26 protein-coding genes are annotated in these 26,173 nt (G+C 53.1%); 5 read left to right on the top strand and 21 right to left on the bottom strand.

Annotated features, from left to right (window positions below; translation table 11 throughout):
- The first annotated feature begins 157 nt into the window (after positions 1 to 157).
- From ACT3RT_RS08860 to tatA, 4 genes are all read left to right on the top strand, one after another.
- The gene (locus ACT3RT_RS08860; RefSeq protein WP_034788349.1) at positions 158 to 1,063 is read left to right on the top strand and encodes an ABC transporter substrate-binding protein; all 906 of its coding nucleotides are present in this window, start codon (positions 158 to 160) and stop codon (positions 1,061 to 1,063) included.
- On the top strand, positions 1,063 to 2,043 hold the full coding sequence (locus tag ACT3RT_RS08855; protein WP_496202825.1) for an amino acid ABC transporter permease: 981 nt from the start codon (positions 1,063 to 1,065) through the stop codon (positions 2,041 to 2,043). The genes ACT3RT_RS08860 and ACT3RT_RS08855 overlap by 1 nt, the downstream gene beginning before the upstream one ends.
- The gene (locus tag ACT3RT_RS08850) at positions 2,040 to 2,825 is read left to right on the top strand and encodes an amino acid ABC transporter ATP-binding protein (RefSeq protein WP_496202824.1); all 786 of its coding nucleotides are present in this window, start codon (positions 2,040 to 2,042) and stop codon (positions 2,823 to 2,825) included. Before ACT3RT_RS08855 ends, ACT3RT_RS08850 begins: the two co-directional genes overlap by 4 nt.
- A gap of 186 nt (positions 2,826 to 3,011) precedes the next feature.
- On the top strand, positions 3,012 to 3,209 hold the full coding sequence (tatA, locus tag ACT3RT_RS08845; RefSeq protein WP_034788352.1) for a Sec-independent protein translocase subunit TatA: 198 nt from the start codon (positions 3,012 to 3,014) through the stop codon (positions 3,207 to 3,209).
- Positions 3,210 to 3,417: 208 nt separating this feature from the next.
- On the opposite strand, the gene lipA is transcribed toward tatA, so the two are convergent.
- From lipA to leuS, 13 genes are all read right to left on the bottom strand, one after another.
- Entirely contained in the window at positions 3,418 to 4,383 is a 966-nt protein-coding gene (gene lipA / locus ACT3RT_RS08840) for a lipoyl synthase (RefSeq protein WP_034788353.1), read from the bottom strand.
- A gap of 173 nt (positions 4,384 to 4,556) precedes the next feature.
- Positions 4,557 to 5,240, bottom strand: coding sequence for a lipoyl(octanoyl) transferase LipB (gene lipB, locus ACT3RT_RS08835; protein WP_486032130.1), 684 nt, complete (start codon positions 5,238 to 5,240; stop codon positions 4,557 to 4,559).
- Between the two features lie 73 nt (positions 5,241 to 5,313).
- A complete protein-coding gene (gene ybeD, locus ACT3RT_RS08830) occupies positions 5,314 to 5,577 on the bottom strand; it encodes a DUF493 family protein YbeD (protein ID WP_353501326.1) in 264 nt (87 codons plus the stop codon).
- Positions 5,578 to 5,711: 134 nt separating this feature from the next.
- Positions 5,712 to 6,920 carry a D-alanyl-D-alanine carboxypeptidase DacA gene (dacA, locus tag ACT3RT_RS08825; protein ID WP_496202823.1) on the bottom strand — a complete coding sequence of 403 codons (1,209 nt, stop codon included), beginning with the start codon at positions 6,918 to 6,920 and terminating at the stop codon, positions 5,712 to 5,714.
- A 191-nt stretch (positions 6,921 to 7,111) separates the two neighbouring features.
- A complete protein-coding gene (gene rlpA, locus ACT3RT_RS08820) occupies positions 7,112 to 8,248 on the bottom strand; it encodes an endolytic peptidoglycan transglycosylase RlpA (RefSeq protein ID WP_496202822.1) in 1,137 nt (378 codons plus the stop codon).
- 10 nt (positions 8,249 to 8,258) lie between these two features.
- Positions 8,259 to 9,371: a peptidoglycan glycosyltransferase MrdB gene (mrdB, locus tag ACT3RT_RS08815; protein ID WP_034788358.1), complete on the bottom strand. Its 1,113-nt coding sequence runs from the start codon at positions 9,369 to 9,371 to the stop codon at positions 8,259 to 8,261.
- Between the two features lie 6 nt (positions 9,372 to 9,377).
- Complete coding sequence (gene mrdA, locus ACT3RT_RS08810; protein ID WP_353501329.1) at positions 9,378 to 11,282, bottom strand: peptidoglycan DD-transpeptidase MrdA; 1,905 nt, start codon at positions 11,280 to 11,282, stop codon at positions 9,378 to 9,380.
- Positions 11,283 to 11,321: 39 nt separating this feature from the next.
- Positions 11,322 to 11,792: a 23S rRNA (pseudouridine(1915)-N(3))-methyltransferase RlmH gene (rlmH, locus tag ACT3RT_RS08805; protein WP_485901603.1), complete on the bottom strand. Its 471-nt coding sequence runs from the start codon at positions 11,790 to 11,792 to the stop codon at positions 11,322 to 11,324.
- 3 nt (positions 11,793 to 11,795) lie between these two features.
- Positions 11,796 to 12,113 carry a ribosome silencing factor gene (rsfS, locus tag ACT3RT_RS08800; RefSeq protein ID WP_100937776.1) on the bottom strand — a complete coding sequence of 106 codons (318 nt, stop codon included), beginning with the start codon at positions 12,111 to 12,113 and terminating at the stop codon, positions 11,796 to 11,798.
- A gap of 253 nt (positions 12,114 to 12,366) precedes the next feature.
- Positions 12,367 to 13,032, bottom strand: a complete 666-nt coding sequence (nadD, locus tag ACT3RT_RS08795; RefSeq protein WP_353501330.1) for a nicotinate-nucleotide adenylyltransferase — start codon at positions 13,030 to 13,032, stop codon at positions 12,367 to 12,369.
- 20 nt (positions 13,033 to 13,052) lie between these two features.
- Positions 13,053 to 14,090, bottom strand: a complete 1,038-nt coding sequence (gene holA / locus ACT3RT_RS08790; RefSeq protein WP_396130191.1) for a DNA polymerase III subunit delta — start codon at positions 14,088 to 14,090, stop codon at positions 13,053 to 13,055.
- Complete coding sequence (gene lptE / locus ACT3RT_RS08785) at positions 14,087 to 14,734, bottom strand: LPS assembly lipoprotein LptE (protein ID WP_496202821.1); 648 nt, start codon at positions 14,732 to 14,734, stop codon at positions 14,087 to 14,089. Before lptE ends, holA begins: the two co-directional genes overlap by 4 nt.
- Positions 14,735 to 14,748: 14 nt before the next feature.
- The gene (gene leuS, locus ACT3RT_RS08780) at positions 14,749 to 17,331 is read right to left on the bottom strand and encodes a leucine--tRNA ligase (protein WP_486032141.1); all 2,583 of its coding nucleotides are present in this window, start codon (positions 17,329 to 17,331) and stop codon (positions 14,749 to 14,751) included.
- A 267-nt stretch (positions 17,332 to 17,598) separates the two neighbouring features.
- Here leuS and ACT3RT_RS08775 point away from each other — a divergent pair, with 267 nt between their 5' ends.
- The gene (locus tag ACT3RT_RS08775) at positions 17,599 to 18,102 is read left to right on the top strand and encodes a zinc ribbon-containing protein (protein WP_236942800.1); all 504 of its coding nucleotides are present in this window, start codon (positions 17,599 to 17,601) and stop codon (positions 18,100 to 18,102) included.
- A gap of 80 nt (positions 18,103 to 18,182) precedes the next feature.
- Here ACT3RT_RS08775 and ACT3RT_RS08770 read toward each other — a convergent pair whose 3' ends face one another.
- The 8 genes from ACT3RT_RS08770 to ACT3RT_RS08735 form a co-directional block, all read right to left on the bottom strand.
- Positions 18,183 to 18,908: an amino acid ABC transporter ATP-binding protein gene (locus tag ACT3RT_RS08770; protein WP_353501334.1), complete on the bottom strand. Its 726-nt coding sequence runs from the start codon at positions 18,906 to 18,908 to the stop codon at positions 18,183 to 18,185.
- Positions 18,905 to 19,582 (bottom strand): glutamate/aspartate ABC transporter permease GltK, encoded by a 678-nt coding sequence (gltK, locus tag ACT3RT_RS08765; protein WP_353501335.1) that lies wholly within the window; start codon positions 19,580 to 19,582, stop codon positions 18,905 to 18,907. Before gltK ends, ACT3RT_RS08770 begins: the two co-directional genes overlap by 4 nt.
- A gap of 2 nt (positions 19,583 to 19,584) precedes the next feature.
- Positions 19,585 to 20,325, bottom strand: coding sequence for an amino acid ABC transporter permease (locus tag ACT3RT_RS08760; protein WP_353501336.1), 741 nt, complete (start codon positions 20,323 to 20,325; stop codon positions 19,585 to 19,587).
- Positions 20,326 to 20,552: 227 nt separating this feature from the next.
- A complete protein-coding gene (locus tag ACT3RT_RS08755) occupies positions 20,553 to 21,449 on the bottom strand; it encodes an amino acid ABC transporter substrate-binding protein (RefSeq protein WP_353501337.1) in 897 nt (298 codons plus the stop codon).
- Between the two features lie 373 nt (positions 21,450 to 21,822).
- Positions 21,823 to 23,358 carry an apolipoprotein N-acyltransferase gene (gene lnt, locus ACT3RT_RS08750; protein ID WP_496202820.1) on the bottom strand — a complete coding sequence of 512 codons (1,536 nt, stop codon included), beginning with the start codon at positions 23,356 to 23,358 and terminating at the stop codon, positions 21,823 to 21,825.
- Between the two features lie 7 nt (positions 23,359 to 23,365).
- Positions 23,366 to 24,244 (bottom strand): CNNM family magnesium/cobalt transport protein CorC, encoded by an 879-nt coding sequence (gene corC, locus ACT3RT_RS08745; protein ID WP_353501339.1) that lies wholly within the window; start codon positions 24,242 to 24,244, stop codon positions 23,366 to 23,368.
- Positions 24,245 to 24,337: 93 nt separating this feature from the next.
- Complete coding sequence (gene ybeY / locus ACT3RT_RS08740; RefSeq protein WP_396130196.1) at positions 24,338 to 24,829, bottom strand: rRNA maturation RNase YbeY; 492 nt, start codon at positions 24,827 to 24,829, stop codon at positions 24,338 to 24,340.
- Complete coding sequence (locus tag ACT3RT_RS08735) at positions 24,826 to 25,902, bottom strand: PhoH family protein (RefSeq protein WP_353501341.1); 1,077 nt, start codon at positions 25,900 to 25,902, stop codon at positions 24,826 to 24,828. The genes ybeY and ACT3RT_RS08735 overlap by 4 nt, the downstream gene beginning before the upstream one ends.
- Positions 25,903 to 26,173 lie beyond the last annotated feature (271 nt).

The following is a 26,173-nucleotide window of genomic DNA, read 5'->3' as shown; positions in this document are numbered from 1 at the left end:
CGCCGCATTACCCTTGCTCGGTCAGCGCCTGACCCAGTGAGAAATAAAAAATATCCTTACGGCGTTATCAACACCAGGGAAGGTGTTAACAATAAATCACTGATTTTGAAATTAATTGCACAACATTCACCACAACTTTTCGACAGAGGGCATTGCAATGATGGCAAGAAAATTACGTCCGGCTACCGCACTGACGGCTGCACTACTTTCAATACTTTCGACCTCCGCTTTTGCTGCTGACAGCGTCGCTATTCCCGCGCAAACGGTGGATGCCGCGCTGCATGCCAAATTGCCAGCGGATATTCAAAAATCCGGAGTGATGACGTCGGTCAACAACGGCTCTTTCCCTCCTTATGAAATTGTCACCGGCAACAATACTCTCGACGGCGCGAGTTCTGACTTGGCCGACGCGCTGGCTGGCGTGCTGGGGGTGAAGATTGAACACGCCTCGGTCAGCGGCATGTCTGGCATTCTGAGCGGCATGGCTGCCGGGCGCTACCAGTTGGCGATGGGGCCGATTGGTGATTACCCGGACCGTCAGGCCAAAAACGATTTCATCGATTTCGTCAAGGAGTACGTGGTGTTTGCGGTGCATAAAGGCAACCCGCAAAACATTAACTCGCTGGACGATACCTGCGGCAAACGCATTGCCGTGATGGCGGGCGGCTCGGCGGAGCAGGTGATCCGCAAGCAGTCCGACGTCTGCGTGAAAGCCGGTAAACCGGCGGTGACTATCCAGTCGTTTAGCGACCAGCCAACCTCGATTCTGGCCGTGCGCTCTAACCGTTCTGACGCCTTCTTCTCCTCGCAGGCGCCGTTGACCTATTTCGTCGACAAAGCCAGCGGCCAGTTGGAATTGGCGGGCAAAGGCAAATCTAACGGCTTTGGCGACATCTATCAGGGCACCTTAGTGCCAAAAGATTCGGCCATTCGTGACGTGATTTTGGCGGGCTACCAGAAGCTGTTCGACAACGGCACTTACGCCATCATCATGAAAAAATGGGGTCTGCAAGACAACATGGTTGCAGCGCCAGGGATCAACTTGGCAAAGGCGCAACCTTAATGACGGAAAATACCTTTCGAGTTAAACCGCCGGATAGCCATGAGGCCGGCAACCCGCGCCGCAACGTGGAGCTTGCTCATGCGCCGCGCAACTATGGCCGCTGGATCTCATGGATTATTGTCACGCTGATCGCCATTGACGTGGTGTGGAACGTGGCGCGCAATCCTAATTTCGAATGGCACGTGGTGGGTCAGTGGTTTACTGAAGGTACGGTGGTGAAGGGGCTGGGCGTGACGCTTGGCCTTACCGTGGTTTCAATGCTGCTTGGCGTGTTTCTGGGCCTGATGTTGGCGATTGCTCGCCTGTCGCAAAGCCAGTTGCTGCGCCGCCTCTCCGGGCTGTATATCTGGTTTTTCCGTGGTACGCCGCTGCTGGTGCAACTGCTGTTCTGGTACAACATGTCGACGCTGTTCCCACGGGTGGTGCTCGGTATTCCCTTTGGCCCGGAGTACATGAGTTGGAACACCAATGACCTGATCACCCCGCTGACGGCGGCGATTGCCGGTTTGGCGCTAAACGAAGCGGCCTATATGGCGGAAATTATTCGTGCTGGGCTGCTGTCGGTGGACAACGGGCAGGGGGAAACGGCACAGGCTTTTGGCATGAGCCGTGGCCGCGCCCTGCGCCGCATTATTATCCCGCAGGCGATGCGCTCGATTATCCCTCCCACCGGCAACCAGCTGATTAGCATGATTAAAGCTACCTCGCTGGTCAGCGTTATTGCCATGGGCGATCTGCTGTACTCGGTTCAAACCATTTATAATCGCACCTTTGAAGTGGTGCCGATGCTGATGGTGGCGGTGATTTGGTACTTGCTGATCACCTCGATACTCAACGTCGGTCAGTCGGCCATTGAGCGCTATTACGCCCGCGGCACCAGCCGTTCCGGCTCGGCCACCAAGCGGCGTCAGGTGTCTGGCGAAGAGAAAACCATTCCTATCGTCAATGCCCCAAGCCAGACCCACGAGGAGGAGCGATGAGTCAGCACACTTTAGAGAGCCAATCGCCACTGGTTGTCGCGCGCAACGTGCATAAAAGCTATGGCGATAATGAAGTGCTGAAAGGCATTGATCTGGAAGTGAAACCGAGCGAAGTGGTGGTGATCCTTGGCCCGTCAGGCTCGGGGAAATCCACTTTCCTGCGTTGTATCAACCATTTGGAAGATATCGATCGCGGCGCGATTATGGTCGGCGGCGAGCAGATTGGCTATGAGCTGCGTGGCGACAAGCTGCACAAGTTGCCGGAAAAGGCCATTGCGCGCCAGCGTCGTGATATCGGCATGGTGTTCCAGCAGTTCAACCTCTATCCGCACATGACGGTGTTGCAGAATATCGTTGAAGCGCCCATCGGCGTGCATAAGGAGAGCCGACAGGACGCCGAGAAGTACGCCCGCGAGCTGCTGCAAAAGGTGGGGCTGAGTGACAAAGCCGATGCCTACCCGCGCCATCTCTCCGGCGGCCAGCAGCAGCGGGTGGCGATTGCTCGCGCTTTGGCGGTGAAACCCAAGCTGATGCTGTTCGACGAGCCGACCTCGGCGCTGGATCCGGAGCTGGTGGGCGAAGTGCTTTCCACCATGCGCGATCTTGCCCAGCAGGGGTTAACCATGATTGTGGTGACGCACGAAATTGGCTTTGCTAAAGAGGCGGCGGATCGGGTGGTGTTTATGGATCGCGGCTACGTGGTGGAGCAGGGGTCTGCGCAGGAGGTGCTGGTCAATCCACAGCATCCGCGCACTCAGGCTTTCCTCAGCCGATTTATCTAGTCAGCCCTTTGTTCAGCAAGCACAGCATTTGGATTTCTGTCTGAGCATTTCTGTTACATTTTTAGGTTGTATTTACACCCAGATTATTCGTAAATAACCTTAAATTGTTTGGGCTGTTCTGTCAGTTAAAAGCGCAACTAAACAGTTCAGATAAACAGTTTCGCAAACCGTGAAAAGAAGGTGTGTATGGAAGGTTTAAGCATTACTAAATTGTTAGTTGTGGGTGTTCTGATCGTTCTGCTGTTCGGTACCAGCAAACTGCGCTCTTTGGGCGGAGATCTGGGCGCTGCGCTGCGTGGCTTCAAGAAAGCCATGAATGATGATCCAGCCCCTGCTGCCAAAACTGACGCACAGCCTGCTGAGCGCGTAGAGCACAAAGACTGATTTGTGTGCGGGTTAACGCCCGCCGTTCTGCTGTTGTAGCCAGACACTTCGCGGCGGTTTTGGTCGCCGCAAATAAAAAACGGCTGCTCGTGTGAGCAACCGTTTTTTGTCGTTTCTATTGGCTGAAAAGTAACAAAGTGTGACAGCCTCTACCTTCAAGACTTAAGCTTGCGGCGCGTTAACTCAGGTCGCGGCGCCGCGATAAGGCTTATTTTACTTCGATGCCTTTGGCCTGCAGATCAGCATGGTAAGAAGAACGCACGAAAGGACCACAAGCCGCGTGGGTGAAGCCCATTTTCAGCGCTTCTTCTTTCATGTAATCGAACTCTTCCGGGCTGACATAACGCTGTACCGGCAAGTGGTGACGGCTTGGCTGCAAGTACTGGCCGAGGGTCAACATAGTCACGCCGTGACGACGCAGGTCGCGCATCACTTCTATGATCTCTTCATTGGTTTCGCCCAGACCGACCATCAAACCAGACTTGGTTGGGATATCAGGATGAGCTTCTTTGAAGCGTTGCAGCAGGGTCAGTGACCACTCGTAGTTAGCACCAGGGCGCACTTGACGGTAAACGCGCGGCACGTTTTCCAGGTTGTGGTTGAACACGTCTGGTGGCGTGGCGTTGAGGATATCCAACGCGCGATCCATACGGCCACGGAAGTCCGGCACCAGTGTTTCAATCTTAATGGTTGGATTCTTCTCGCGAATAGCGGCGATACAGTCGGCAAAGTGCTGAGCACCGCCATCGCGCAGGTCATCGCGGTCAACCGAGGTGATAACCACGTAGCGCAGGCCCATATCGGCGATAGTCTGTGCCAGCTTCTGCGGCTCATTGGTATCTGGCGCGGTTGGGCGGCCGTGGGCAACATCACAGAATGGGCAACGGCGGGTACAAATCGCGCCGAGGATCATAAAGGTAGCCGTACCGTGGTTGAAGCATTCGGAGAGGTTAGGACAAGCGGCCTCTTCACAAACGGAGTGTAATCCGTTTTTACGCAAGGCGGCTTTGATGCCCTGAATGCGGCTCGAATCAGCCGGCAATTTGATTTTCATCCAAGCCGGCTTACGTAACATTTCCTGCCGGTCAGTGGCCACGGTTTTCACCGGGATTAACGCCATCTTATCTGCATCGCGGTATTTAACGCCGCGTTCCATCTGAATCGGTTTACTCATAAGCTTGCAGGTTCCAGGTTTGTCACTCGTTACTCGAGTTTTGTCAGGACATTCAATGAACTGGATGATTCATTAAAAAAAATCTGAATAATTGCAGAAATTATAACACTTATGCCGCTCACTATTCAGCCCCAGAAGTGCTCATAAGCAACAAAGTCTACATTTCTTTAACATTAATAGTCTTCGGCCTGCCATGGCAGATAATCCACTTGCTGGTAATTCAGTAAGTTATTGAAAGATTTCACCAGCACCGGCATGACGTCATCGACCGTCAGCCCCGGTTTTTCACGACTGACCTGCGTCATTTCCAACCCGGCATAGCCACAGGGATTGATGCGTAGGAAAGGCTCGAGATCCATATCAATATTCAGTGCCAGGCCGTGCAGCGAGCAGCCTTTGCGGATACGCAGACCCAGCGAACAGATTTTTTTGCGATCCACATAGACGCCGGGGGCATCGGCACGCGGGTAAGCATCAATTGAGAAGTGGGCGAGGGTATCCACCACGGTTTGCTCAATGGCGGTCACCAGCTGGCGTACGCCCAACTTTTTGCGCTTCAAATCCACCATCACGTACATCACTTGTTGGCCGGGGCCGTGATAGGTGACTTGCCCGCCGCGATCGCTCTGAATGACGGGAATATCGCCCGGCAGCAGCACGTGCTCTGCCTTACCCGCCTGACCCTGAGTGAAGACCTTGTGGTGCTCGACCAGCCAAATTTCATCTTGGGTTTCAGGGGTACGGTTGTCAGTGAACAGATGCATCGCGCGGGACACTGGTTCGTAAGGCTGTAGACCCAGCTGACGTAACACAATGCGTTGTTGCAGTTTATCTTGTTGCACAGCAGCTATCGCCATTTAAAAAGAGGGGCACAGAAAAAGCAATGCAGCACCGATTAGGGCGCTGCATTAGGCAATTCACAAGAAGGGATCACAATACCATGCGGACAATTTCGAGATTACCCAGCTCGTCGTACAGGGTTTCGACCTGATCGATATGCTGCGCGTTGATCGTAATTGATACGGAGTGGTAATTCCCTTTACTGCTCGGTTTTACCTGAGGATTGTAGTCGCCAGGCGCATGGCGTTGCACGACTTCCACAACCTGATCAACCAACTCGGGCTGTGCCAGACCCATTACTTTATAAGTAAAGGGACATGGGAATTCGAGCAGTTCGTTAAGTTTGGTTTTCATGTGCACTCCAGCGTGTTTACAGCAGACGGATTATTGTTATTAAAATTACACTCCCGCCGAAGCGGGAGTGTGATCAATATCACAATAGTAATATTAACTATGTGGGGGGTAAAGGCGGCTTTTCAAGCCCGCGCTTAGCCGAACCAGTGGTGGAACATCAGTTTGATATAATCCACGATGCGGCCGAAGAAGCCCCCTTCTTTGACTTCATTCAGCACCACCAGAGGGCGCTCGTCAATGGTTTTACCATCAAGCTGGAAGTTGATAGAGCCAACTACCTGATTTTTCTGCAATGGTGCGTGCAGCTCAGGGTTGGTCAACACGTAGCTGGCTTTCAAATCTTTCATACGGCCGCGTGGAATGGTCAGGAAAGCGTCTTTATCAACGCCCAGCGCGACGCGGTCGGTGTCGCCAAACCAGACTGGCTCAGAGGCAAATTCTTTACCGGCTTTCAGTGGAGAGACGGTTTCGAAGAAACGGAAGCCCCAGGTCAGCAGTTTTTTACTTTCAACTTCACGGCCTTTATAGGTGTGACCCCCCATCACGGCGGAGATCAGGCGCATCTGGCCTTCAGTTGCTGAAGCCACCAGGTTGTAGCCCGCGGACTCAGTGTGACCGGTTTTGATACCGTCAACGTTCAGGCTGGTGTCCCACAACAGGCCATTACGGTTGGTCTGGCGGATGTTGTTGAAGGTGAACTCTTTCTCTTTGTAGGTCGCGTACTCTTCCGGCACGTCACGGATAAGCGCCTGACCGATCAGCGCCATGTCGCGCGCCGAGCTGAACTGCCCTGCGGCGTCCAGACCGTGAACCGTGCCAAAGTGGGTGTTTTTCAGACCCAGCGCGTTCACGTAGTTGTTCATCAAGCCAACAAATGCGTCTTGGCTGCCCGCAACGTAGTCGGCCATCGCCACACAGGCATCGTTGCCGGATTGCAAAATGATGCCACGGTTCAGCTCAGAAACCGCGACGCGATCGCCCGGCTTGAGGAACATCAGGGAGGAGCCTTTGAATACCGGGTTGCCGGTCGCCCACGCGTCCTGACCCACGGTAACCATATCGTTTGGCGTGATTTTGCCCGCTTTGATGGATTGACCGATAACATAACTGGTCATCATTTTGGTCAAGCTGGCTGGGTCACGGCGTGCGTCAGCATTCATTTCAGCCAGCACTTTGCCTGAGTTGTAATCGATCAGGATATAGGCTTCAGCATCAATTTGCGGGACGCCGGGGATCATCGTCTTTAAATTAACATCGTCGGCATAGGCGGACGCTGCACAAAGGCTCAGAGCTGTGCCAAAAGCCAAGCTTTTGACGAGAAGTGGGGTAGTTACAAGTTTCATGATAGGGACAGCAACATCCGTAGAAGTAAGTTAAAAACGTGCCACACTATAGCAGAAGCGACATATTCAGACATCTGCGATTACAGCGGCTTGAAAGTGTTTACCCTTTTTTACCAATTTCACATTGGTGGAAAAAACGGGGCCGTAGCCCCGTTAAGGAAATGCATCTCGTCTCGCGATGATTTAGCGCATCACAGGGCTGAGACAACAAACGACTGCTGCTGGGCTTCGCTAGCCAGACGTTGTTTAAGCTGTTCTGCCTGCTGGCGGCTCATCGGACCCAGCTGTACACGGTACATACTGCCATTAGGTTGAACTTTGCCCGGCACGGAGAACTTCTGGCTCAGGCTTTTTTGCCATAGCGCGGCGTTTTGCGGATTGCTCAGCGCGCCGACCTGCACCATGTAGTTGCCGCCCGCCGTGTGGTTTGATGATGTCGCACGAGGAGCCGATGCGGCTGCCACGGCGGCAGGCGCAGCTACTGCGGCCATTGCCGGAGCAGGGCTTGGAGAAGCGACGGGGGCTGGATCATCATGTTCCAAAATACCCTGTGGCACAGGTTTTGGTGATTGCAGGAAGCCACCACCGCCGTTGCCGCCATTCCCCGCCGCGCCGGTAGTGGCGACGGTATCATTATCTTCGGCGTTGGTCAGGGTGCTGTTATCAATGGGGCGAACTGCCGCACCTGTGTCAGTCGGCGCACTTTGCACCGGCGTACCGATACCGCTAGCACCCAATTCCGGGCGCGCTGGCAGAGCATAAGACTGTTTGGCGACGGTAGTACCAATGGTGCCTGGGCCAGACAGCGTGCCGTCTGGAGCAACATTGATGAAGTCGATTCTGACTTTGGTGCTGTTAGTCAGGTTCAGACGCTCGGCGGCGGCCTGGGATAAATCAATAATGCGGCCCGGCGTATAAGGGCCACGGTCGTTAACGCGAACCACCAACATGCGGCCGTTGGCGACGTTGGTCACGCGAACATAGCTTGGGATCGGCAAAGTAGGGTGCGCGGCGGTCAGGGCGTTCGGGTCAAACTCTTCGCCAATAGCCGTGGTGTTGCTGCCGTTTTCTTGCCCATACCAAGAGGCTAAGCCGACCTGAGAGAAGTTAGACGGGTCTTTGACAATTTTGTAGGTTTTGCCATTGACTGAATAATCCTGACTGGTGCCCGGATTATAAGGTTCGTAACGCGGATCAGCGCCGCCGATTTCAACCACGGGACCGTTATAGGTCTGCGGTGGGGCCGGTTGTTGTTGCTGTGTGTCTTCGGTACTACAGGCGCTCAATAACAACCCGATAATGACGGCTCCAAGCCACTGCTTACGCATCGCCCACCTCTTATAAGTTTTTTGATAACATTTTTCGATGAGTATGTATCGACATGACGATACCAAACCCTGCCATCAGCACGATGAGCGCTGAGCCACCATAGCTGACCAGTGGCAAAGGTACCCCAACCACTGGGACAATACCACTGACCATGCCGATGTTAACGAACACATAAACGAATAAAATTAACATCAGCCCACCGGACATCACTCGTCCAAATGTGGTTTGCGCGCGAGCCGCAATCACCAGCCCACGCATAATCAAGCATAGATAGAGCGCGAGCAGCACCAAAACCCCCACCAGTCCTAGCTCTTCGGCCAATACGGCAAAGATAAAGTCGGTATGGCGTTCGGGCAGGAATTCGAGCTGTGACTGGGTGCCGTGCAGCCAGCCTTTGCCGGAAAGGCCGCCAGAACCAATAGCGATTTTCGACTGAATGATGTGGTAGCCCGCACCCAGTGGGTCGCTCTCGGGATCGAGCAGCATCATCACGCGGTCGCGCTGGTAATCATGCATCAGGAAGAACCACAGAATCGGGATGAAGGCGGCAACCAGCAGGGCGGCGACGGCGATAAGCTTCCAACTCATGCCCGATAAGAACAGGACAAACAGGCCAGAGGCGGCGATAAGAATAGACGTCCCGAGGTCGGGCTGCGCGGCAACCAGTAGGGTGGGAATGAAAATCAACGCCAGCGCGATGGCGGTATTCTTCAATGATGGCGGGCAGACGTCGCGGTTGATAAAGCGCGCCACCATCAGCGGCACGGCGATTTTCGCCAATTCAGACGGCTGGAAGCGAACCACCCCGAGATCCAGCCAGCGCTGCGCCCCTTTACTGATGGTGCCGAAGGCATCCACCAGCACCAGCAACAGCACGCAGACAATATAGAGATAGGGTGCCCAGCTTTCATAGACGCGTGGCGGGATCTGCGCCATGACCAGCATGATGATAAGCCCCATCACAATCTGACCAATTTTGCGCTCCATCATGCCGATATCCTGGCCGCTGGCGCTCCACATCACGAAGGCGCTATAGGCCAGCAGGGCAAGCACAATCAGCAGCAGTGTGAGGTCGATATGCATTTTCGACCACAGCGACCCTTTTTGTTGGTTTTCAGTCATGTTCGGTTAATCACCTTCGATTCCCGGCGGAGCTGGCGCTTCAGCCGGTAATTGTGTCGTATTATCGCCCAACAAAATATGGTCGAGTATCTGGCGGGTAATGGTACCCACGGCCGGACCGGCGCCACCGTTTTCAAGGATCACCGCGACGGCTACCGTCGGGTTATTGAATGGCGCAAAGGCGGTCATTAATTTATGGTCGCGAAGATGTTCGGATATCTTATTCGCATTATAGATTTCATTGGCTTTCAAACCGTAAACTTGTGCTGTACCGGATTTGGCGGCGGCTTTATAAGGCGCGTCGGCGAAGCTCTTACGCGCGGTGCCGTTAGGGCGGTTAGCCACGCCGTACATCCCGTCTTTGGCGATTTCCCAATAGCCTGAATGCACATCACCAATCTGCGTGGTTTCCTGCTGCTGGTAGGGAACCAGCTTGCCGTCGACTTTGGTGCTTAGCAGCAAGTGCGGCGTTTTCACCGTGCCGTCATTGATGAGCGTGGTCATGGCTTTCATTATCTGGATTGGCGTTGCCGTCCAGTAGCCTTGGCCGATGCCGACCGGAATGGTGTCACCCTGATACCAAGGTTTTTTAAAGCGTTTGAATTTCCAGTCCCGGCTCGGCATGTTGCCGTTGCGCTCTTCGGACAAGTCGATACCGGAATACTGGCCATAGCCGAATTTGCCCATCCACTCCGACAGGCGGTCTATGCCCATGTCGTAAGCCACTTGGTAGAAGAAGGTATCCGCCGACTCTTCCAGCGATTTAGTGACGTTTAGGCGGCCGTGGCCCCAGTGTTTCCAGTCGCGATAGCGTTTGTCAGAGCCTGGAAGCTGCCACCAGCCTGGGTCAAACAGCGAGGTCGCCTTGGTGATCACGCCGGCGGTCAGCGCCGAGACGGCAATATAAGGTTTCACCGTCGACGCCGGAGGGTAAACCCCCTGCGTCGCGCGGTTTATCAGCGGCTTGTTCGGGTCATTCAACAGGCCGCTGTAGTCCTTGCTCGAGATACCGTCGACGAACAGGTTGGGGTCATAGCTCGGGTTGGAAACCAGTGCGCGGATGCTGCCGTCGCGCGGGTCGGACACCACCACGGCGGAACGGCTGCCGGTCAGCAACTCTTCAATATAGGTTTGCAGGGCGAGATCTATGGTCAGGTAGATGTCTTTACCAGCCTGCGGCGGCTCTTCGTGCAGCTGGCGAATAACCCGCCCGCGGTTGTTTACTTCGACTTCTTCATAGCCCGTTTTGCCATGCAGCGTGTCTTCGTAATAACGCTCGATGCCCAGCTTGCCAATGTCGTGCGTCGCGGCGTAGTTAGCCAAAATGCCGTCTTTATCCAGACGCTCTACGTCACGGTCGTTGATCTTCGAGACATAGCCAATCACGTGGGTGAGGGCTGAGCCGTAAGGGTAATAGCGGCGCTGATAGCCTTTGACTTCAACGCCGGGGAAATTGAATTGGTTAACAGCAAAGCGCGCCACCTGGACTTCGGTCAGGGCGGTTTTTACGGGAATAGAAGTGAAGCGGCGCGAACGTTTGCGCTCTTTTTGAAAGTTTTCAATATCTTCGGGAGTCAAATCGACAATAGGCTTCAGGCCTTCGAGGATGGCGGCGAGATTGTCGACTTTTTCCGGAACCAGTTCGAGCTGGTAAATGGTGCGGTTCAGCGCCAGAGGTGTGCCGTTGCGGTCATAAATGATGCCACGGCTCGGCGCTATTGGGACCAGTTTGATGCGGTTATCGTTGGAGCGGGTTTGGTAATCCTGAAAGCGAACAATCTGTAAGTTGTACAGATTGAATGCCAGCACACCGCTGAGTAGCAGAATACCTGTGAACGCCACCAGTGCACGGCGCACAAAGAGGGCTGATTCAGCCGTATAGTCGCGAAAAGGGTTACGATCTATTTTCATCCCACTACTTAATTCATGTTGCTGACATTCACCAACCGATTATTCCCGGTGGTATGGATGATTTGTGGTGATACTCCATGCACGATAAAGGCTTTCCGCCACCAACACCCGAACTAACGGATGGGGCAGGGTCAGCGGAGAGAGCGACCAGCTCTGCTCGGCTGCGGCTTTACACGCAGGTGCTAGTCCTTCAGGGCCGCCAATCAACAGGCTGACGTTGCGGCCATCCTGCTTCCAGCGCTCCAGTTGTTGGGCAAGCGTTGGGGTTTCCCAGGGCGTACCTGGAATATCCAGCGTCACAATCCTGTTGCCTTTCCCGACCGCAGCCAGCATCTGCTCGCCTTCTTTTTCAAGAATGCGTTTGATATCGGCATTTTTGCCCCGTTTCCCAGCCGGGACTTCGACCAGTTCAAAAGGCATATCTTTAGGGAAACGGCTGAGATAATCGTTAAAACCGGTCTGAACCCAGTCGGGCATTTTGGTTCCGACAGCGACGAGTTGCAGTTTCACGAATTAAGCCCAGAGTTTCTCAAGCTCATACAGCTGGCGGCTCTCTTCCTGCATGACGTGAACAATCACTTCACCCAGGTCGACAACAACCCAATCCGCCTCATTGATGCCTTTAACGCCCATGGCGTCTAAGCCAGCGGCTTTCACTTCTTCTACCAGATGCCCTGCAATAGACATCACGTGACGGCTGGAAGTGCCGGTACAGATGATCATGCAGTCAGTAATGCTGGATTTACCGATAACATCAATGGCAATGATGTCTTGTGCTTTCAGGTCATCGACTTTATCGATAACAAAATCTTGGAGCGCTTTACCTTGCAAAGGTTCCCCCTGGGGATGTTGAAACGGGTTAGCTTGATGAAAACCTTCTGCTGCATGAGCGCAAACGCTGCGTGCAGGAGAGGGCTTTCAAAAAAGAGTGTACGTCGAAATACGGAGTTAATGCCGAAAAAACACGATGAATCAAATGATTACGTTCGTTATCGCCACAGCTATACCGCAAGCCGAAATTAAGCGGCGCAGTATACCACGCGTTACCCACGGGTGATATAAACCCACCTTACTGTGACTCAAATCATTTAGTGTAAAGACTATTTGACTCAATATAGCGCTCAACGGCGTCCGGCACTAAATCGGCGAAACTTTTCCCCTCGTGCCGACGCTGGCGAATTTCAGTCGCCGAAATATCCAGCAGTGGGGTATTCGCCTGATAAATGTATCCGTGCGGGCGTTGCTTGAGTTTTGCCGCATCCTCGACGTGGTGTTGGTCATACCAACGTTGCAGCTCAGGCGTATCCAGACGTTCCGCGTAACCCGGTCTTGCCATCACCAGCAGATGACACACTCCCAGTAAATCTTCCCAGCGATGCCATTTATGCAGGGTTAGCAGCGAATCCTGGCCGATGATAAACGCCAGCGGGCGGTCAGCGCCATACTCTTTACGTAACGTTTCAAGTGTCACGATGCTGTAGGAGGGCGTATCCACTTTCAGTTCACGATCGTCGACCGAAAACAGCGAATTTCCCTGCACCGCCAGCCCAACCATTTTTAGCCGCTGCTGGGGCGAAGCCTCTGGCTGCGGGCGATGTGGCGGAACATTGTTGGGAAGTAACACCACGCGATCCAGATGGGCTTCTTTCGCCAATTGCTCAACCGGCTTGAGATGGCCGTAATGAATAGGATCAAAGGTGCCGCCAAACAGCGCCAACAGGGAGTCGCGAGATGAGGTGTCGTGGGTCATCAATATAGCTTCCTGATTGATCACTGGCCGAGGTCGATAAAGCTCTCTGGCAACGGCTTGCCGCAGATCAGCATCGACAGGCTTTCAAGTTCAGGCCAGATGGATTGACCGTAGTCCTGTTTTAACGTGATTTCCATTTTTGTCAGCAAGTGAACCGCCTGTTGCAGCTGGCGCAAAGAGAGTCTTTGCAGGGCCTGCGTCACCAAGGTGCGGCGGTTTTGCCACACTTTATATTGGTCGAACAGGGCGCGCAGCGGCGTGGTGTCCATCTTTCTTTTCAGCGTCAGCAGCATCAGCAGTTCACGCTGCAAGGTGCGTAGCAGGATAACCGGCTCGCTATCTTCTTGCTGAAGCTGGCGCAGGATGTGCCACGCGCGTTTGCTTTTACCGGCCAACAGCGCATCCAGCCAATGGAAAGGGGTGAAGTGCGCGGCGTCGTAAACCGCTTCTTCTACTCGCAGCAGGGTCAGTTTGCCGTCGGGGTAGAGCAGGGAGAGGCGCTCAAGAGACTGGGCCAGCGCCAGCAGATTCCCTTCGTAGCAATAGCAGAGCAGCTGGTTGGCTGGCTCATCAAGCTCGAGGGATAACTCTTTAGCGCGTTTTGCCACCCAGCGAGGCAACTGCGCCTGCTCGGGCGTTTGGCAGCTAACAAAGACGCCGCGATCGCTCAGGGCTTTAAACCAGGCGCTGTTTTCTTGGGCTTTGGTGAGCTTTGTGCCGCGCAGCACCAGCAGAATATCGTCGTGCAGCAGCTGAGTGAGTTTGACTAACTGCTCACTCATAGGCGCAGGTGGGCCGTTCTCTGGCAAGATAAGCAGCAGTGTTTGCCGTGAAGCAAACAGACTTAATGCCTGACAGATGCTGAAGATAGCATCCCACTCGGTATGGGCATCAAGGGTAAACGTGTAGTGTTCTTCGAAAGCTGCCGCTTGGGCCGCTTTGCGAATGCTGTCCTGACTTTCCTGGATCAGCAGGGGATCATTTCCACATAATAAATAACAAGCGCGCAGCCCCTCTCGGAGCTGCGCGGCAAGTTGTTCAGGATAGAGTCGAATCATGGAGCCGAAGAACTGACCGGCTTAGGCGCAAACATGTCGCGACCTGCTGCATTTTCCGCATCCTGCTTTTTCATTTCTTCTGCTGCAGATTGGGTTGTGATAACCACCGGCGTTGCATCTTTCACTGCCTCGGACTGCTTCTCTTTTTCCGAAGCATGGACGGTCAACAGTTTACGGATCAGCTGCTGGGAAGCCTGAGTACGCATTTCGCTGATAATGATGTCTTGCTCGTTATCTTTCGCCAACGCGGTCAACGGGTTGTCGAAGAATGCACGGAATACGGTCACACGGATAGGATAGAGGTCCTTCCCAGGCAACAGTACCTGCGCATTAACCGTCATCTGCATTTGGTACTCGGCAGTACGGCCATCCTGGAAGATGGAGGCGGTAGCCTGATAGATAAGTTCACCTTGTAGGCGCAGAGATGGAATATCTTTACGCTTTGAATCTTCCACAATGGTGACATTATTCAGACGCAATTGCGTACGGACATCACGCGCCAGTGGCCCATACGGGTCACCACTCTCAAGCGTGATAGTTTTCATCTCCTCCGGCACGTCAGTGGTGCCGCGTAAATGAAAACCACAGCCCGACGTCACCAGAACTACAGTACCTAATAACAGCATCAGTATACGATGTCGCACAACCCCTCCTTGACTCAACCTACAACCAGATTAAGCAGTTTGCCTGGAACGTAGATGACTTTACGCACAGTCACGCCATCCAGATATTTAGCGACCAGATGTTCTTGTGCAGCACGCTCGCGTACTTGCTCTTCGGTAGCATCCGCAGCAACGGTAATTTTGCCACGCACTTTGCCGTTAACCTGCACAACCACCAGTTTAGAGTCTTCAACCATAGCCTGCTCATCAGCTTGTGGCCAAGGTGCAGTATCAACGTCGCCCTCACCGCCCAGTGTCTGCCAAAGGCTGAAGCACACGTGTGGAGTGAATGGATACAGCATACGCACCACGGCCAGCAGCGCTTCTTGCAGCAGGGCGCGGTCTTGATCGCTTTCTTGCGGCGCACGGCCAAGCTTGTTCATCAGCTCCATCACGGCAGCAATCGCGGTGTTGAAGGTCTGACGGCGGCCGATATCATCGGTCACTTTGGCGATAGTTTTGTGCAGGTCGCGGCGTAAATCTTTCTGTGCTTCAGTCAGCGAAGCCGCGTCAAGAGCCACGGTAGCGCCTTTCTGCGTGTGTTCGAAGGCCAGCTTCCAGACACGTTTCAGGAAGCGGTTTGCCCCTTCCACGCCAGATTCTTGCCATTCCAGCGTCATTTCTGCCGGAGAAGCAAACATCATGAACAGACGAACGGTGTCCGCACCGTATTTCTCAACCATAACCTGAGGGTCGATGCCGTTGTTCTTAGACTTGGACATCTTGCTCATGCCAGCATAAACCAGCTCGCGACCTTCTGGGTCAGTGGCTTTAACAATGCGGCCTTTCTCGTCACGTTCAACAGTAGCATCTACCGGAGAAACCCAAACGCGCTCGCCGCTGTTGCCGGTGTAGTAGAAGGCGTCAGCCAGCACCATGCCTTGGCACAGCAGGCGTTTAGCCGGTTCGTCAGAGTTGACCAGACCCGCGTCGCGCATCAGTTTGTGGAAGAAGCGGAAGTACATCAGGTGCATGATGGCGTGTTCGATACCACCTACATATTGGTCCACTGGCAGCCAATAGTTAGCTGCCGCCGGGTCCAACATGCCTTGGTCGTACTGCGGGCAAGTGTAGCGCGCGTAGTACCAGGAAGACTCCATAAAGGTGTCGAAGGTGTCGGTTTCACGCAGGCCAGGCACGCCGTTGACCGTGGTTTTTGCCCACTCTGGGTCAGCTTTGATTGGGCTGGTGATGCCGTCCATGACCACGTCTTCCGGCAGGATAACTGGCAGTTGGTCTTCTGGCGTTGGGATCACTGTGCCATCTTCCAGCGTGATCATTGGGATTGGTGCACCCCAGTAGCGCTGGCGTGAAACACCCCAGTCACGCAGGCGGTAGTTCACTTTGCGCTCGCCCACGCCTAAAGCAACCAGCTTATCGGCGATGGCGTTGAAGCCCGCTTCGTGGCTCAGACCGTCAAATTCTCCAGAATTATACAGGGTGCCTTTTTCGGTCAACGCTGCAGCAGACACGTCTGGCTCAGTGCCGTCAGCGTTCAGAATGACCGGAACGATTGGCAGGTTATATTTGGTGGCGAACTCCCAGTCACGCTGGTCGTGGCCTGGAACCGCCATTACTGCGCCGGTGCCGTATTCCATCAAGACGAAGTTAGCGACCCAGATTGCCACTTTCTTGCCCGTCAGCGGGTGAATAGCAAACAGGCCGGTATCCATGCCGCGTTTTTCCATGGTCGCCATTTCTGCTTCGGCAACTTTGGTGTTACGGCATTCGTCGATGAAATCAGCCAGGGCCGGTTGAGTTGCCGCAGCTTGTAAAGAGAGGGGGTGACCTGCTGCAACGGCAACGTAGGTGGCGCCCAGGAAGGTGTCAGGGCGCGTGGTGTACACGGTGACTTTCTCTTCACTGTTTTCGACGTCGAAGGTGATTTCTACGCCTTCAGAGCGGCCAATCCAGTTACGCTGCATGGTTTTGACCTGCTCAGGCCAGCTTTCCAGCGTATCCAAATCGTTAAGCAGTTGATCGGCATAGGCAGTGATTTTAATGAACCACTGTGGAATTTCTTTGCGTTCCACCTTGGTATCACAGCGCCAGCAGCAGCCGTCGATAACCTGTTCGTTAGCTAAAACGGTCAGATCATGTGGGCACCAGTTAACGGCAGAAGTCTTCTTATAAACCAAACCTTTTTCATATAGCTTGGTGAAGAACCACTGTTCCCAACGGTAGTAGTCAGGCTGGCAGGTCGCCAGTTCGCGATCCCAATCATAGCCGAAGCCCAGCAGTTTAAGCTGGTTCTTCATGTATTCGATGTTTTCGTAGGTCCACGGAGCCGGTGCAGTATTGTTTTTTACCGCAGCGCCTTCCGCCGGTAGCCCAAATGCGTCCCAGCCGATTGGCTGTAGAACGTTTTTACCCAGCATACGCTGGTAGCGGGAGATCACGTCACCGATGGTGTAGTTACGTACGTGGCCCATATGTAGGCGGCCGGACGGGTATGGCAACATGGAGAGACAGTAGTACTTCTCTTTACCAGGCTGCTCGGTAACTTTAAAGGTCTGCTTCTCTTGCCAGTGAAGCTGAACGTGTGACTCTATTTCTTCTGGGCGGTATTGCTCTTGCATGGCGGCCGGTGGTCCTGTGAGTGAAAACAGCTACGCCTGTAGCTCAAATAGTTTTAATCAAAAGATCCGCATAGCATAGCTGATAAGCGCCTGAGGCAACAACACCAAGCGCGTCGTCAATGGGGATTTCTGCATGTTGCAGAGGGAATATTCTCAAAGTGCGAGACATCTCGGGATATTGTCCGTACCGGATCAGTGATTTACGACTAAAATAAGTCCCATGGCTCATGACTGAATGTTCGTTCACGTCGCTTTGACTTAGGGGAAATTATGAACAATGTCGCACAGTATTATCGCCAGTTGGTCAGCTCGTTAACCGAGCGTCTACAAAACGGCGAAAGGGATGTGGATGCCTTGGTTCAGGATGCTCGCGAAACGTTGCAAAGAGAAGGCAAGCTAACGGATTTGCAAATTGAGCAATTAACTTACTCCGTTCGTCGCGATTTGCGCGAATTTGCCCGCAGCTATACGGAAAATAGGCAGGCCGCCACTGTCGAAGACACGGAAGAAGATAGCGTCTTTATGCGCATCATTAAAGAGAGCCTGTGGAAAGAGCTGGCGGACATGACCGACAAAACCCAACTTGAATGGAAAGAGGTGTTCAAAGACGTCAATCACCACGGGGTTTATCACAGTGGTGAAGTGGTCGGGTTGGGCAATCTGGTGTGTGAAAACTGCCACTTTACGCTGGCGGTTTATACCCCGGAAGTGCTGAGCAAGTGCCCGAAATGCAATGGCACCGAGTTCACCCGCAAGGCGTTTGAGCCTTAATCTTCGGTCTGCTAACACCACATAAACAAAAACCGCCAGCATTGGGCTGGCGGTTTATTAAAAGCGAAAAGCAGAGCTGATTAGTGGAGGATCTTCGCTAAGAAGTCGCGCGCGCGGTCAGACTCTGGATTGTTGAAGAAATCGTCTTTATTACGGTCTTCAACGATTTTGCCTTCATCCATGAAAATCACGCGGTTTGCCACTTTGCGAGCAAAGCCCATTTCGTGGGTCACCACCATCATGGTCATGCCTTCGTTCGCCAGTTCAACCATAACGTCCAGCACTTCGTTGATCATTTCTGGGTCAAGGGCTGAGGTCGGTTCATCAAACAGCATGGCAATTGGGTCCATACACAGCGCACGGGCGATAGCCACGCGCTGCTGCTGGCCGCCAGAAAGCTGGCCGGGGAATTTATTAGCGTGAGCCGATAACCCGACGCGATCCAGCAGTTTCAAGCCTTTGTCTTTGGCTGCGGCTTTATCACGCTTTAAGACTTTGACCTGCGCCAGAGTCAGGTTGTCGATGATAGACAGATGCGGGAACAGCTCAAAATGCTGGAACACCATGCCAACTTTGGCACGCAGCTGCGCCAGATTGGTTTTCTTGTCATTAACCGGCGTGCCGTTAACCAGAATGTCACCTTTCTGCACTGGCTCAAGCCCGTTCACGGTTTTGATAAGCGTTGACTTACCTGACCCCGAAGGACCGCAAACCACCACAACTTCACCTTTTTTAACCTCGGTGCTGCAGTCGGTCAGCACCTGGAAGTGACCATACCATTTAGAAACATTCTTCAGTGAAATCATGAAACTGTCCTTTTCTTCAAATAACGCACCAGCAAGGAAGCGGAAAGGCTGATAACAAAATAGATAGCTCCGGCGAACAGAACCATTTCGACGAGTGTGCCGTCACGGTCGCCGATGTTAGAGGCGCTGCGGAAGAAGTCCGCCAGACCAAGCACGTACACCAGCGAGGTGTCCTGGAACAAAACAATCGCCTGAGTCAGTAGCAGGGGCACCATCGCACGGAACGCCTGCGGCAGAATAACCAGTTTCATGGCTTGCCATTGAGTCATCCCCAGCGCCAGCGCGGCTGAGGATTGGCCGCGAGCAATACTGATTATCCCGGCACGAATAATTTCAGAATAATAGGCCGCTTCGAACAGGGCGAAAGCCACCATCGCTGAAATTAAACGAATGTCGGTTTTTGGTGACAGGCCAAGTACTTTTTGCAGGAAACTTGGCACGATCAGATAGAACCACAGCAGCACCATAACCAATGGAATGGCACGGAAAATATTCACATAGGCCGTGGCGAACCAGCTGATGGGCTTGAATGATGATAGGCGCATTACCGCCAACAGCGTGCCCCAGAGGATACCCACGACGATAGCAATCGCGGTGATTTCCAGCGTGATCAGCATGCCTTGCCATAAATAGGGCAGGCCAGGGCCAATAGAACTCCAGTCGAAATCATGCATGATTATTTACCTCCCATGTTGCCCGGCAGGCGGACTTTGCGTTCTACAAAATGCATCAGCAACATGATCACTGCATTGATGAGCACGTAGGCAACAGTAATGGCAGTAAATGATTCATAGGCGTGAGCAGAGTAATCCAGCAGTTTTCCGGCCTGTGCTGCCATGTCGACCAGGCCAATGGTGGAGGCGATCGCGGAGTTCTTCACCAGGTTGACCATTTCAGAGGTCATTGGCGGAACAATCACGCGATAAGCATTCGGCAACAGCACGTAGCGATAGGTTTGCGGCAGGGTCAGGCCCATCGCTAAACCGGCGTTACGCTGGCCGCGAGGCAGTGACTGGATTGCGGCACGAACCTGCTCACAGACACGCGCTGCGGTGAACAACCCGAGGCAGATAACCGATGAGGAGAAGAACTGCACGTTTGGCGGAAGTTCTGATTTAAACCACATGCCAATGCTTTCCGGCAGCAGTTCAGGAACCACCAGATACCAGGTAAAGAATTGGACGATCAGGGGGACGTTACGAAACAGCTCAACGTAGCAAGTACCGATACCCGAGAGGAAACGGTTAGGGACGGTACGCAAAATACCGAACAGAGAGCCGACAAAGAAAGCGATAACCCAGGCACACAGCGACAGTGCGACGGTGACCTGAAATCCATTCCAAATCCAGCCAAGATAAGTGGTATTCCCGAAGGGGGCTTGTTGCAGAAAAATGCCCCAGTTCCAATCTATAGACATAAAAACTCCATAATGCGCGCGAACGCAACCCTACTGAGTGATGACGAACCAATCCCATGCTGAGTGACGCAAAAAATGCGAGGTGGGGAACGACCACCCCGCATTCCGGTCTTGCTGCCTTTTCAGGCTGTCATCACAAGGCTGGTGGGCCAGCCCTTTATTTCCCCGCGGCAATTGGTAAATCACGTTGGGGCCTTCCCGTCTGTCTTATTATCTGACTACGAAACTTACAGCGCTTTGTCGTTAGGCGCTTTGAACAGAGCTTGCATGTCGTCTGACAGTTCGAAGTTCATGTTCAGGTTCTTTGGTGGAATAGGCTGCTTGAACCATTTATCAAACCACTTGGCGGCTTCGCCCGAGGTCTGGGTTTTAGCGATGGTGTCATCGACCAGCGTTTTAAAGCCGGCGTCATCTTTACGCAGCATACAGCCGTAAGCTTCTTTGGATTGAGGCGTGCCGACGATGGTCCAGTCATCAGGCTTTTTAGCTTTAGCACGTTCGCCAGCCAGCAGAGCATCGTCCATCATGAACGCCACTGCGCGGCCGGTTTCCAGCGTACGGAAGGAGTCACCGTGGTCTTTTGCGCTGATGATGCGCATGCCCAGTTTCTTCTCTTCGTTCAGCTTGTTGAGCAGGATTTCAGAGGTAGTCCCTGAAGTCACCACCACGGTTTTGCCTTTCAGGTCATCGAAATCTTTAATGTCAGACCCTTTTTTCACCAGCAGGCGGGTGCCGATGATGAAGATAGTGTCGGAGAAAGCCGCTTGTTGCTGGCGTTCTACGTTGTTAGTGGTTGAGCCACACTCAAAATCGTAGGTGCCGTTTTGCAGCAAAGGAATACGGTTTTGCGAGGTGATTGGCATCAATTTGACTTGCAGATTAGGCAAGTTCAGCTTTTTCTTTACCGCCTCAACGATAGCGTTGGAGTAGTCCTGAGAGTAACCCACCACTTTTTGATTATTGTCGTAATAAGAAAATGGCACAGAAGACTCACGGTGACCGACGACGATAACGCCGTTATCTTTGATTTTCTTCAGGGTACCGTTCAGGTCTTCTGCATGGGCTACGCTACTTGCTGCCAGGCCTGCCAGCAGTACCGATAACGCCAATTTGCGCATTTGCATTGTCCAACTCCTTTGCTGTCGTTAAAGATCCACACCGAGGGATCAGGAAGCACTTATGAATCGTAAAGCTCATAGCCAATTCGAACTTACTCAGCATCGAAAATAGCTGAATGTGAAGATAATGAAACCACAATGTTTCTTTTTTGAGACGAGACACGCACCAAATCAATGCAAGAAAACATTCATGCACCGCGTATGAGTATGTTTTTTAAACGTTTGGTTCCACTATGGTGCACCGTCTTAGTAAAAATAAGTAAAAGCATAGCTTTCATAGAGATAAAGCAATAAACGTGCCAGTGGGGTATTGATTAGGCGAATTTATGGCAAAAAAAACGGGCGCCGTTTGGCACCCGTAGAGGAGGTATTGCGAAGCTTATTGGCGTTTATGCCGCTGATTCAAGAACAGCGAGATGCCCGCCAGCAGCAGCGTGAGGATCCACGTCGGCCACCAGCCAAAGCGTGCATATGGCGTAATGCCGGTGGTTGGCGTCACTTCCACATTCAGCACCTGACGAGTAAATTGCGGTAATTCAGCAATCATATCGCCATTGGCGTCTACCGCCGCGGTCACGCCATTGTTGGTACTACGCAGCAGAGGTCGGCCCAATTCCAAGGCGCGCATGCGGGCCATTTGGAAGTGCTGCCACGGACCGATTGAGTGACCGAACCAGGCATCATTAGAGATCGTCAGCAGGAAATCAGTATCAGGCTGGAAGTTATCCCGCACTTGCTCGCCAAAGACGATTTCATAACAGATGGCGGTGGTCAGATTCATCCCGCTAACCATCAGTGGCTTCTGCACATAGGCGCCGCTGCTCAGACCGGACATTGGCAGGTCAAAGAACGGGGCTAACGGGCGCAGAATGGCCTCCAGCGGAACAAATTCGCCGAAAGGCACCAGATGGTGTTTATCAAAACGGTTGCTGTCCGGGTAGCGATAAGGCTTATCGCCACCAAGCACAATGGCGCTGTTATACACGTGCATATCCTGACTGGTGCGACGCGCGTCAATGATGCCGGTCACCAGCTGGGAGCCTTGCGAACGGTACAGATCATCCATCATGGTCAGGAACTGCTGCTGGTCAGATTCAATGTCCGAAATCGCTGATTCCGGCCAGATAATCATCTTCGCTTTACCCAAATAAGGCCGGCTAAGGTCCATATAGGTTTGCAGCGCGCTGACTAAGGCTTTCGGGTCCCATTTCATGGACTGCGGGATGTTGCCCTGCACCAGCGCCACGTCGACTTTCTTCTGCTCTTGCGGCTGATACCAATGCACGCCGCGCAACGACAGAGGCAATAGCAGCAAGGCGAAAGCCACCACTGCAGCAATAACTTTGCGCTGATAGACTGCGTAAACCAGCAGGCCGCTGATGGAGGTGAGCAGCAGGGTAATGCTGTCGACCCCGGCAATAGGGGCCAGACCTTTCAGCGGGCCATCAATTTGGCTGTAGCCAAACTGCAGCCATGGGAAGCCGGTGAGCACCCAACCGCGCAGAAACTCGGTGATTTGCCACAGGGCAGGGGCGGCCAGAGCCAGCTTCCACCAGGTGGTTTTCGGCCACAGTCGCGCCAGCAAGCCGGCGAACAGCATAGTATAGAGCGACAGGTAGCACGCCAGCAGCACCACTAAAAAGAGGTTGATGGCTTCCGGCATGCCGCCAAAGGTGGCGATGCTGACATACACCCAGTTTACGCCGCTGCCGAACAGACCCATCCCCCAGAAGAAGCCTATCCACGCAGCCTGAGACGGACGGCGATCCAGCGTTAGCGCGAATAAACCAAACAGGGAGACCAGTGCCGCGGGCCAGTGATCGTAAGGGGAGAAGGCCAGGGTGCCAAAGGCACCGAATAAGAGCGCCAGCAGGATGCGAACCCGCTGGCGTTGGTATAAAGAGGCAATTGCCATGGAGTAATTATTCTTCCAATATCGGTTGCGGCGCGTCGTCCGGTATTTTTACGTGAACCTGAATAATACGTCGGCTGTCGGCCATGGCAACTTTGAACAGGTAACCGTCAATTTCAATGGTTTCGCCACGTGCTGGCAAATGACCAAACGACTGCATCACCAGGCCACCAATTGTATCGACTTCATCGTCGCTGTAGTTGGTCTGGAAGACTTCATTGAAGTCCTCGATAGGCGCCAGCGCACGGACGGTATAGGTGTGGCGGCTGAGCTGGCGGATATCTAAGTCTTCCGCTTCGTCATACTCGTCATCGATTTCACCCACGATAAGCTCGAGGATGTCTTCGATAGTGACCAGACCAGATACGCCGCCGAACTCATCGACCACGATAGCCATATGGTAACGCTGTGAGCGGAACTCCTTCAGCATGCGGTCAACGCGCTTGCTTTCCGGCACCACCACGGCGGTTCTCAAAACTTTATCAATGCTGAAGGGTTCGGATTCTGTGCGCATGAACGGCAACAGGTCCTTGGCCATCAGGATGCCTTCAATGTGGTCCTTATCTTCGCTGATCACCGGGAAGCGTGAATGCGCTGACTCAATGATGACGTCAAGACACTCTTCCAGCGGCTGGTTGCGTTTAAGCGTGATCATTTGCGAACGCGGGATCATGATGTCACGAACGCGCTGCTCGGCGATATCCATCACGCCTTCCAGCATGTCACGGGTATCGGGATCGATCAGGTCGTTTTGTTCGGAATCACGGATCAGCTCGACCAGATCGCCACGGTTTTTTGGTTCACCGTGAAATAACTGGCTGAGAATAAGGGAAAAGAAGCCCTTCTTGGGACTGGGGCTATCACTATTTTGTGAATGGTCATCGCTCATGGCGTTTGGTTAAATTTACTCATATAAAGGGAAATAATAACTAACAGAAACGGAAGTCCCCCAAGGCTTGTGGCGATGGGGGAGGCGTTAACGCTAGTCTCGAATGTCGTCTTTCTCGTCATCTTCAATGAAAATATACGGGTCTGGATAACCCAGACTCTGCATAATTTCTATCTCGATGGACTCCATTTCTTCGGCTTCTTCATCGACGATGTGGTCATACCCTAGCAGATGCAGACTGCCGTGAACAACCATATGCGCCCAATGCGCCAGCAGTTCTTTTTGCTGCTCCTGAGCTTCTTTTTCAACTACCTGACGGCAGATGACCAGATCACCCAGCAGAGGCAATTCCATACCCGGCGGAGCCTCGAACGGGAAGGATAACACGTTGGTCGATTTGTCTTTACCACGATAAGTCATATTCAGCTCGTGACTTTCCGCCTCATCAACCAAACGGATGGTCACTTCTGACTCTTCCTGAAACTGTGGCAGGACGACGTCCAGCCATTTTTGGAAATCACTTTCCGTGGGTAAACCCTCGCTGTTTTCACATGCGATTTGCAAATCGAGAATAACCTGAGTCATTGATTAACCTGTTGTGACGGCGGCTGATGAGATTCCTGACGACGTTGTTCAGCAATAGCATCGCGACGTTTTTGATCTTCTTCTTCCCAAGCCTCATAGGCTACCACGATACGGGCTACCACGGGATGACGGACCACGTCTTCGCTATGGAAGAAGTTGAAACTAAGTTCATCAACCGACGAAAGCACCTCGATAGCATGGCGCAGGCCAGACTTCTGGTGGCGCGGCAGGTCAATCTGGGTAACGTCGCCGGTGATCACGGCTTTGGAGTTGAAACCAATGCGCGTCAGGAACATTTTCATCTGTTCAATCGAGGTGTTCTGGCTTTCATCCAAAATGATAAAGGCGTCGTTGAGCGTACGGCCGCGCATGTAGGCCAGCGGGGCGACTTCAATCACGTTGCGCTCAATCAGCTTTTCCACTTTCTCAAAGCCGAGCATTTCGAACAGCGCGTCATACAGCGGGCGCAAATAAGGGTCAACTTTCTGGCTGAGGTCGCCCGGCAGGAAGCCCAGTTTCTCACCGGCTTCAACCGCTGGTCGAGTCAGCAGGATACGTCGCACGTCCTGACGCTCAAGGGCATCGACGGCCGCCGCCACGGCGAGATAGGTCTTACCCGTACCCGCAGGCCCGATACCAAAGGTGATATCGTGGTCGAGGATGTTGGCGATGTACTGCGCCTGATTTGGCGTGCGTGGCTTCACCATGCCGCGCTTGGTTTTGATGATCACCGCTTTGCCATAGTCAGGCACGCTCTCGGCGGTCTGTTCCAGCACGCGGCTCTCTTTAATGGCCAGATGGATTTGCTCAGGATCGATATCCTGAGTTTCTCCCCGCAGCGGCGCGGTATCCACGTATAAATCACGCAGAATATTGACCGCGGCGGTCACAGGCAGACTTTTTCCTACCAGTTTAAAGGCGTTATCACGACGGTTGATTTCGACGCCCAACCGACGTTCCAGTTGTTTGATGTTGTCATCAAACGGCCCGCACAGGCTCAGCAAACGCTGATTGTCTTCGGGCTCTAGCAAAATCTCTTGTGTTACAACGTTCAAACTTTTCCTCTGGGCCACGAAGGACCTGTTGATGTGTCTGACTTTTGTCGTCTTAGCTGGCGTTGCTCACACCAATAAAACTCACAATACCTTGGTTAATAATACATGCCCTTGGCAAAATATGCCTTGTTAGCCACGGGATGGCGTACACCTTAGTGACAATATGCGGCCTGTCTCGAAAAATTAAACCTTATCACTGTTCTGATAGGGGAGTTTTCGACTAAAAACTGTAAAAACAAACAGGACGCCGAAGCGTCCTGTTGCGGGATCTAAGCCTTTATGGGCTGCC

Source organism: Ewingella sp. AOP9-I1-14, from assembly GCF_052375995.1.
Classification (GTDB): Bacteria; Pseudomonadota; Gammaproteobacteria; order Enterobacterales; family Enterobacteriaceae; genus Ewingella; species Ewingella allii.
This window is presented reverse-complemented; position numbering and strand designations above follow the sequence as displayed.

Excerpts from the sequence above, each read along its gene's own strand:
- holA (WP_396130191.1), bottom strand. The coding sequence starts at position 14,090 with ATGATTCGACTCTATCCTGAACAACTTGCCGCGCAGCTCCGAGAGGGG.
- mrdA (WP_353501329.1), bottom strand. The coding sequence starts at position 11,282 with ATGAAAATAGATCGTAACCCTTTTCGCGACTATACGGCTGAATCAGCC.
- mrdB (WP_034788358.1), bottom strand. The coding sequence starts at position 9,371 with ATGACTGAAAACCAACAAAAAGGGTCGCTGTGGTCGAAAATGCATATC.
- ybeD (WP_353501326.1), bottom strand. The coding sequence starts at position 5,577 with ATGAAAACCAAACTTAACGAACTGCTCGAATTCCCATGTCCCTTTACT.
- gltK (WP_353501335.1), bottom strand. The coding sequence starts at position 19,582 with ATGCATGATTTCGACTGGAGTTCTATTGGCCCTGGCCTGCCCTATTTA.
- leuS (WP_486032141.1), bottom strand. The coding sequence starts at position 17,331 with ATGCAAGAGCAATACCGCCCAGAAGAAATAGAGTCACACGTTCAGCTT.
- lipB (WP_486032130.1), bottom strand. The coding sequence starts at position 5,240 with ATGGCGATAGCTGCTGTGCAACAAGATAAACTGCAACAACGCATTGTG.
- nadD (WP_353501330.1), bottom strand. The coding sequence starts at position 13,032 with ATGACCCACGACACCTCATCTCGCGACTCCCTGTTGGCGCTGTTTGGC.
- ACT3RT_RS08770 (WP_353501334.1), bottom strand. The coding sequence starts at position 18,908 with ATGATTTCACTGAAGAATGTTTCTAAATGGTATGGTCACTTCCAGGTG.
- ACT3RT_RS08855 (WP_496202825.1), top strand. The coding sequence starts at position 1,063 with ATGACGGAAAATACCTTTCGAGTTAAACCGCCGGATAGCCATGAGGCC.
- ACT3RT_RS08850 (WP_496202824.1), top strand. The coding sequence starts at position 2,040 with ATGAGTCAGCACACTTTAGAGAGCCAATCGCCACTGGTTGTCGCGCGC.
- lnt (WP_496202820.1), bottom strand. The coding sequence starts at position 23,358 with ATGGCAATTGCCTCTTTATACCAACGCCAGCGGGTTCGCATCCTGCTG.
- ACT3RT_RS08860 (WP_034788349.1), top strand. The coding sequence starts at position 158 with ATGATGGCAAGAAAATTACGTCCGGCTACCGCACTGACGGCTGCACTA.
- lipA (WP_034788353.1), bottom strand. The coding sequence starts at position 4,383 with ATGAGTAAACCGATTCAGATGGAACGCGGCGTTAAATACCGCGATGCA.
- dacA (WP_496202823.1), bottom strand. The coding sequence starts at position 6,920 with ATGAAACTTGTAACTACCCCACTTCTCGTCAAAAGCTTGGCTTTTGGC.
- ACT3RT_RS08760 (WP_353501336.1), bottom strand. The coding sequence starts at position 20,325 with ATGTCTATAGATTGGAACTGGGGCATTTTTCTGCAACAAGCCCCCTTC.
- ACT3RT_RS08755 (WP_353501337.1), bottom strand. The coding sequence starts at position 21,449 with ATGCAAATGCGCAAATTGGCGTTATCGGTACTGCTGGCAGGCCTGGCA.
- tatA (WP_034788352.1), top strand. The coding sequence starts at position 3,012 with ATGGAAGGTTTAAGCATTACTAAATTGTTAGTTGTGGGTGTTCTGATC.
- corC (WP_353501339.1), bottom strand. The coding sequence starts at position 24,244 with ATGAGCGATGACCATTCACAAAATAGTGATAGCCCCAGTCCCAAGAAG.
- ybeY (WP_396130196.1), bottom strand. The coding sequence starts at position 24,829 with ATGACTCAGGTTATTCTCGATTTGCAAATCGCATGTGAAAACAGCGAG.
- rlpA (WP_496202822.1), bottom strand. The coding sequence starts at position 8,248 with ATGCGTAAGCAGTGGCTTGGAGCCGTCATTATCGGGTTGTTATTGAGC.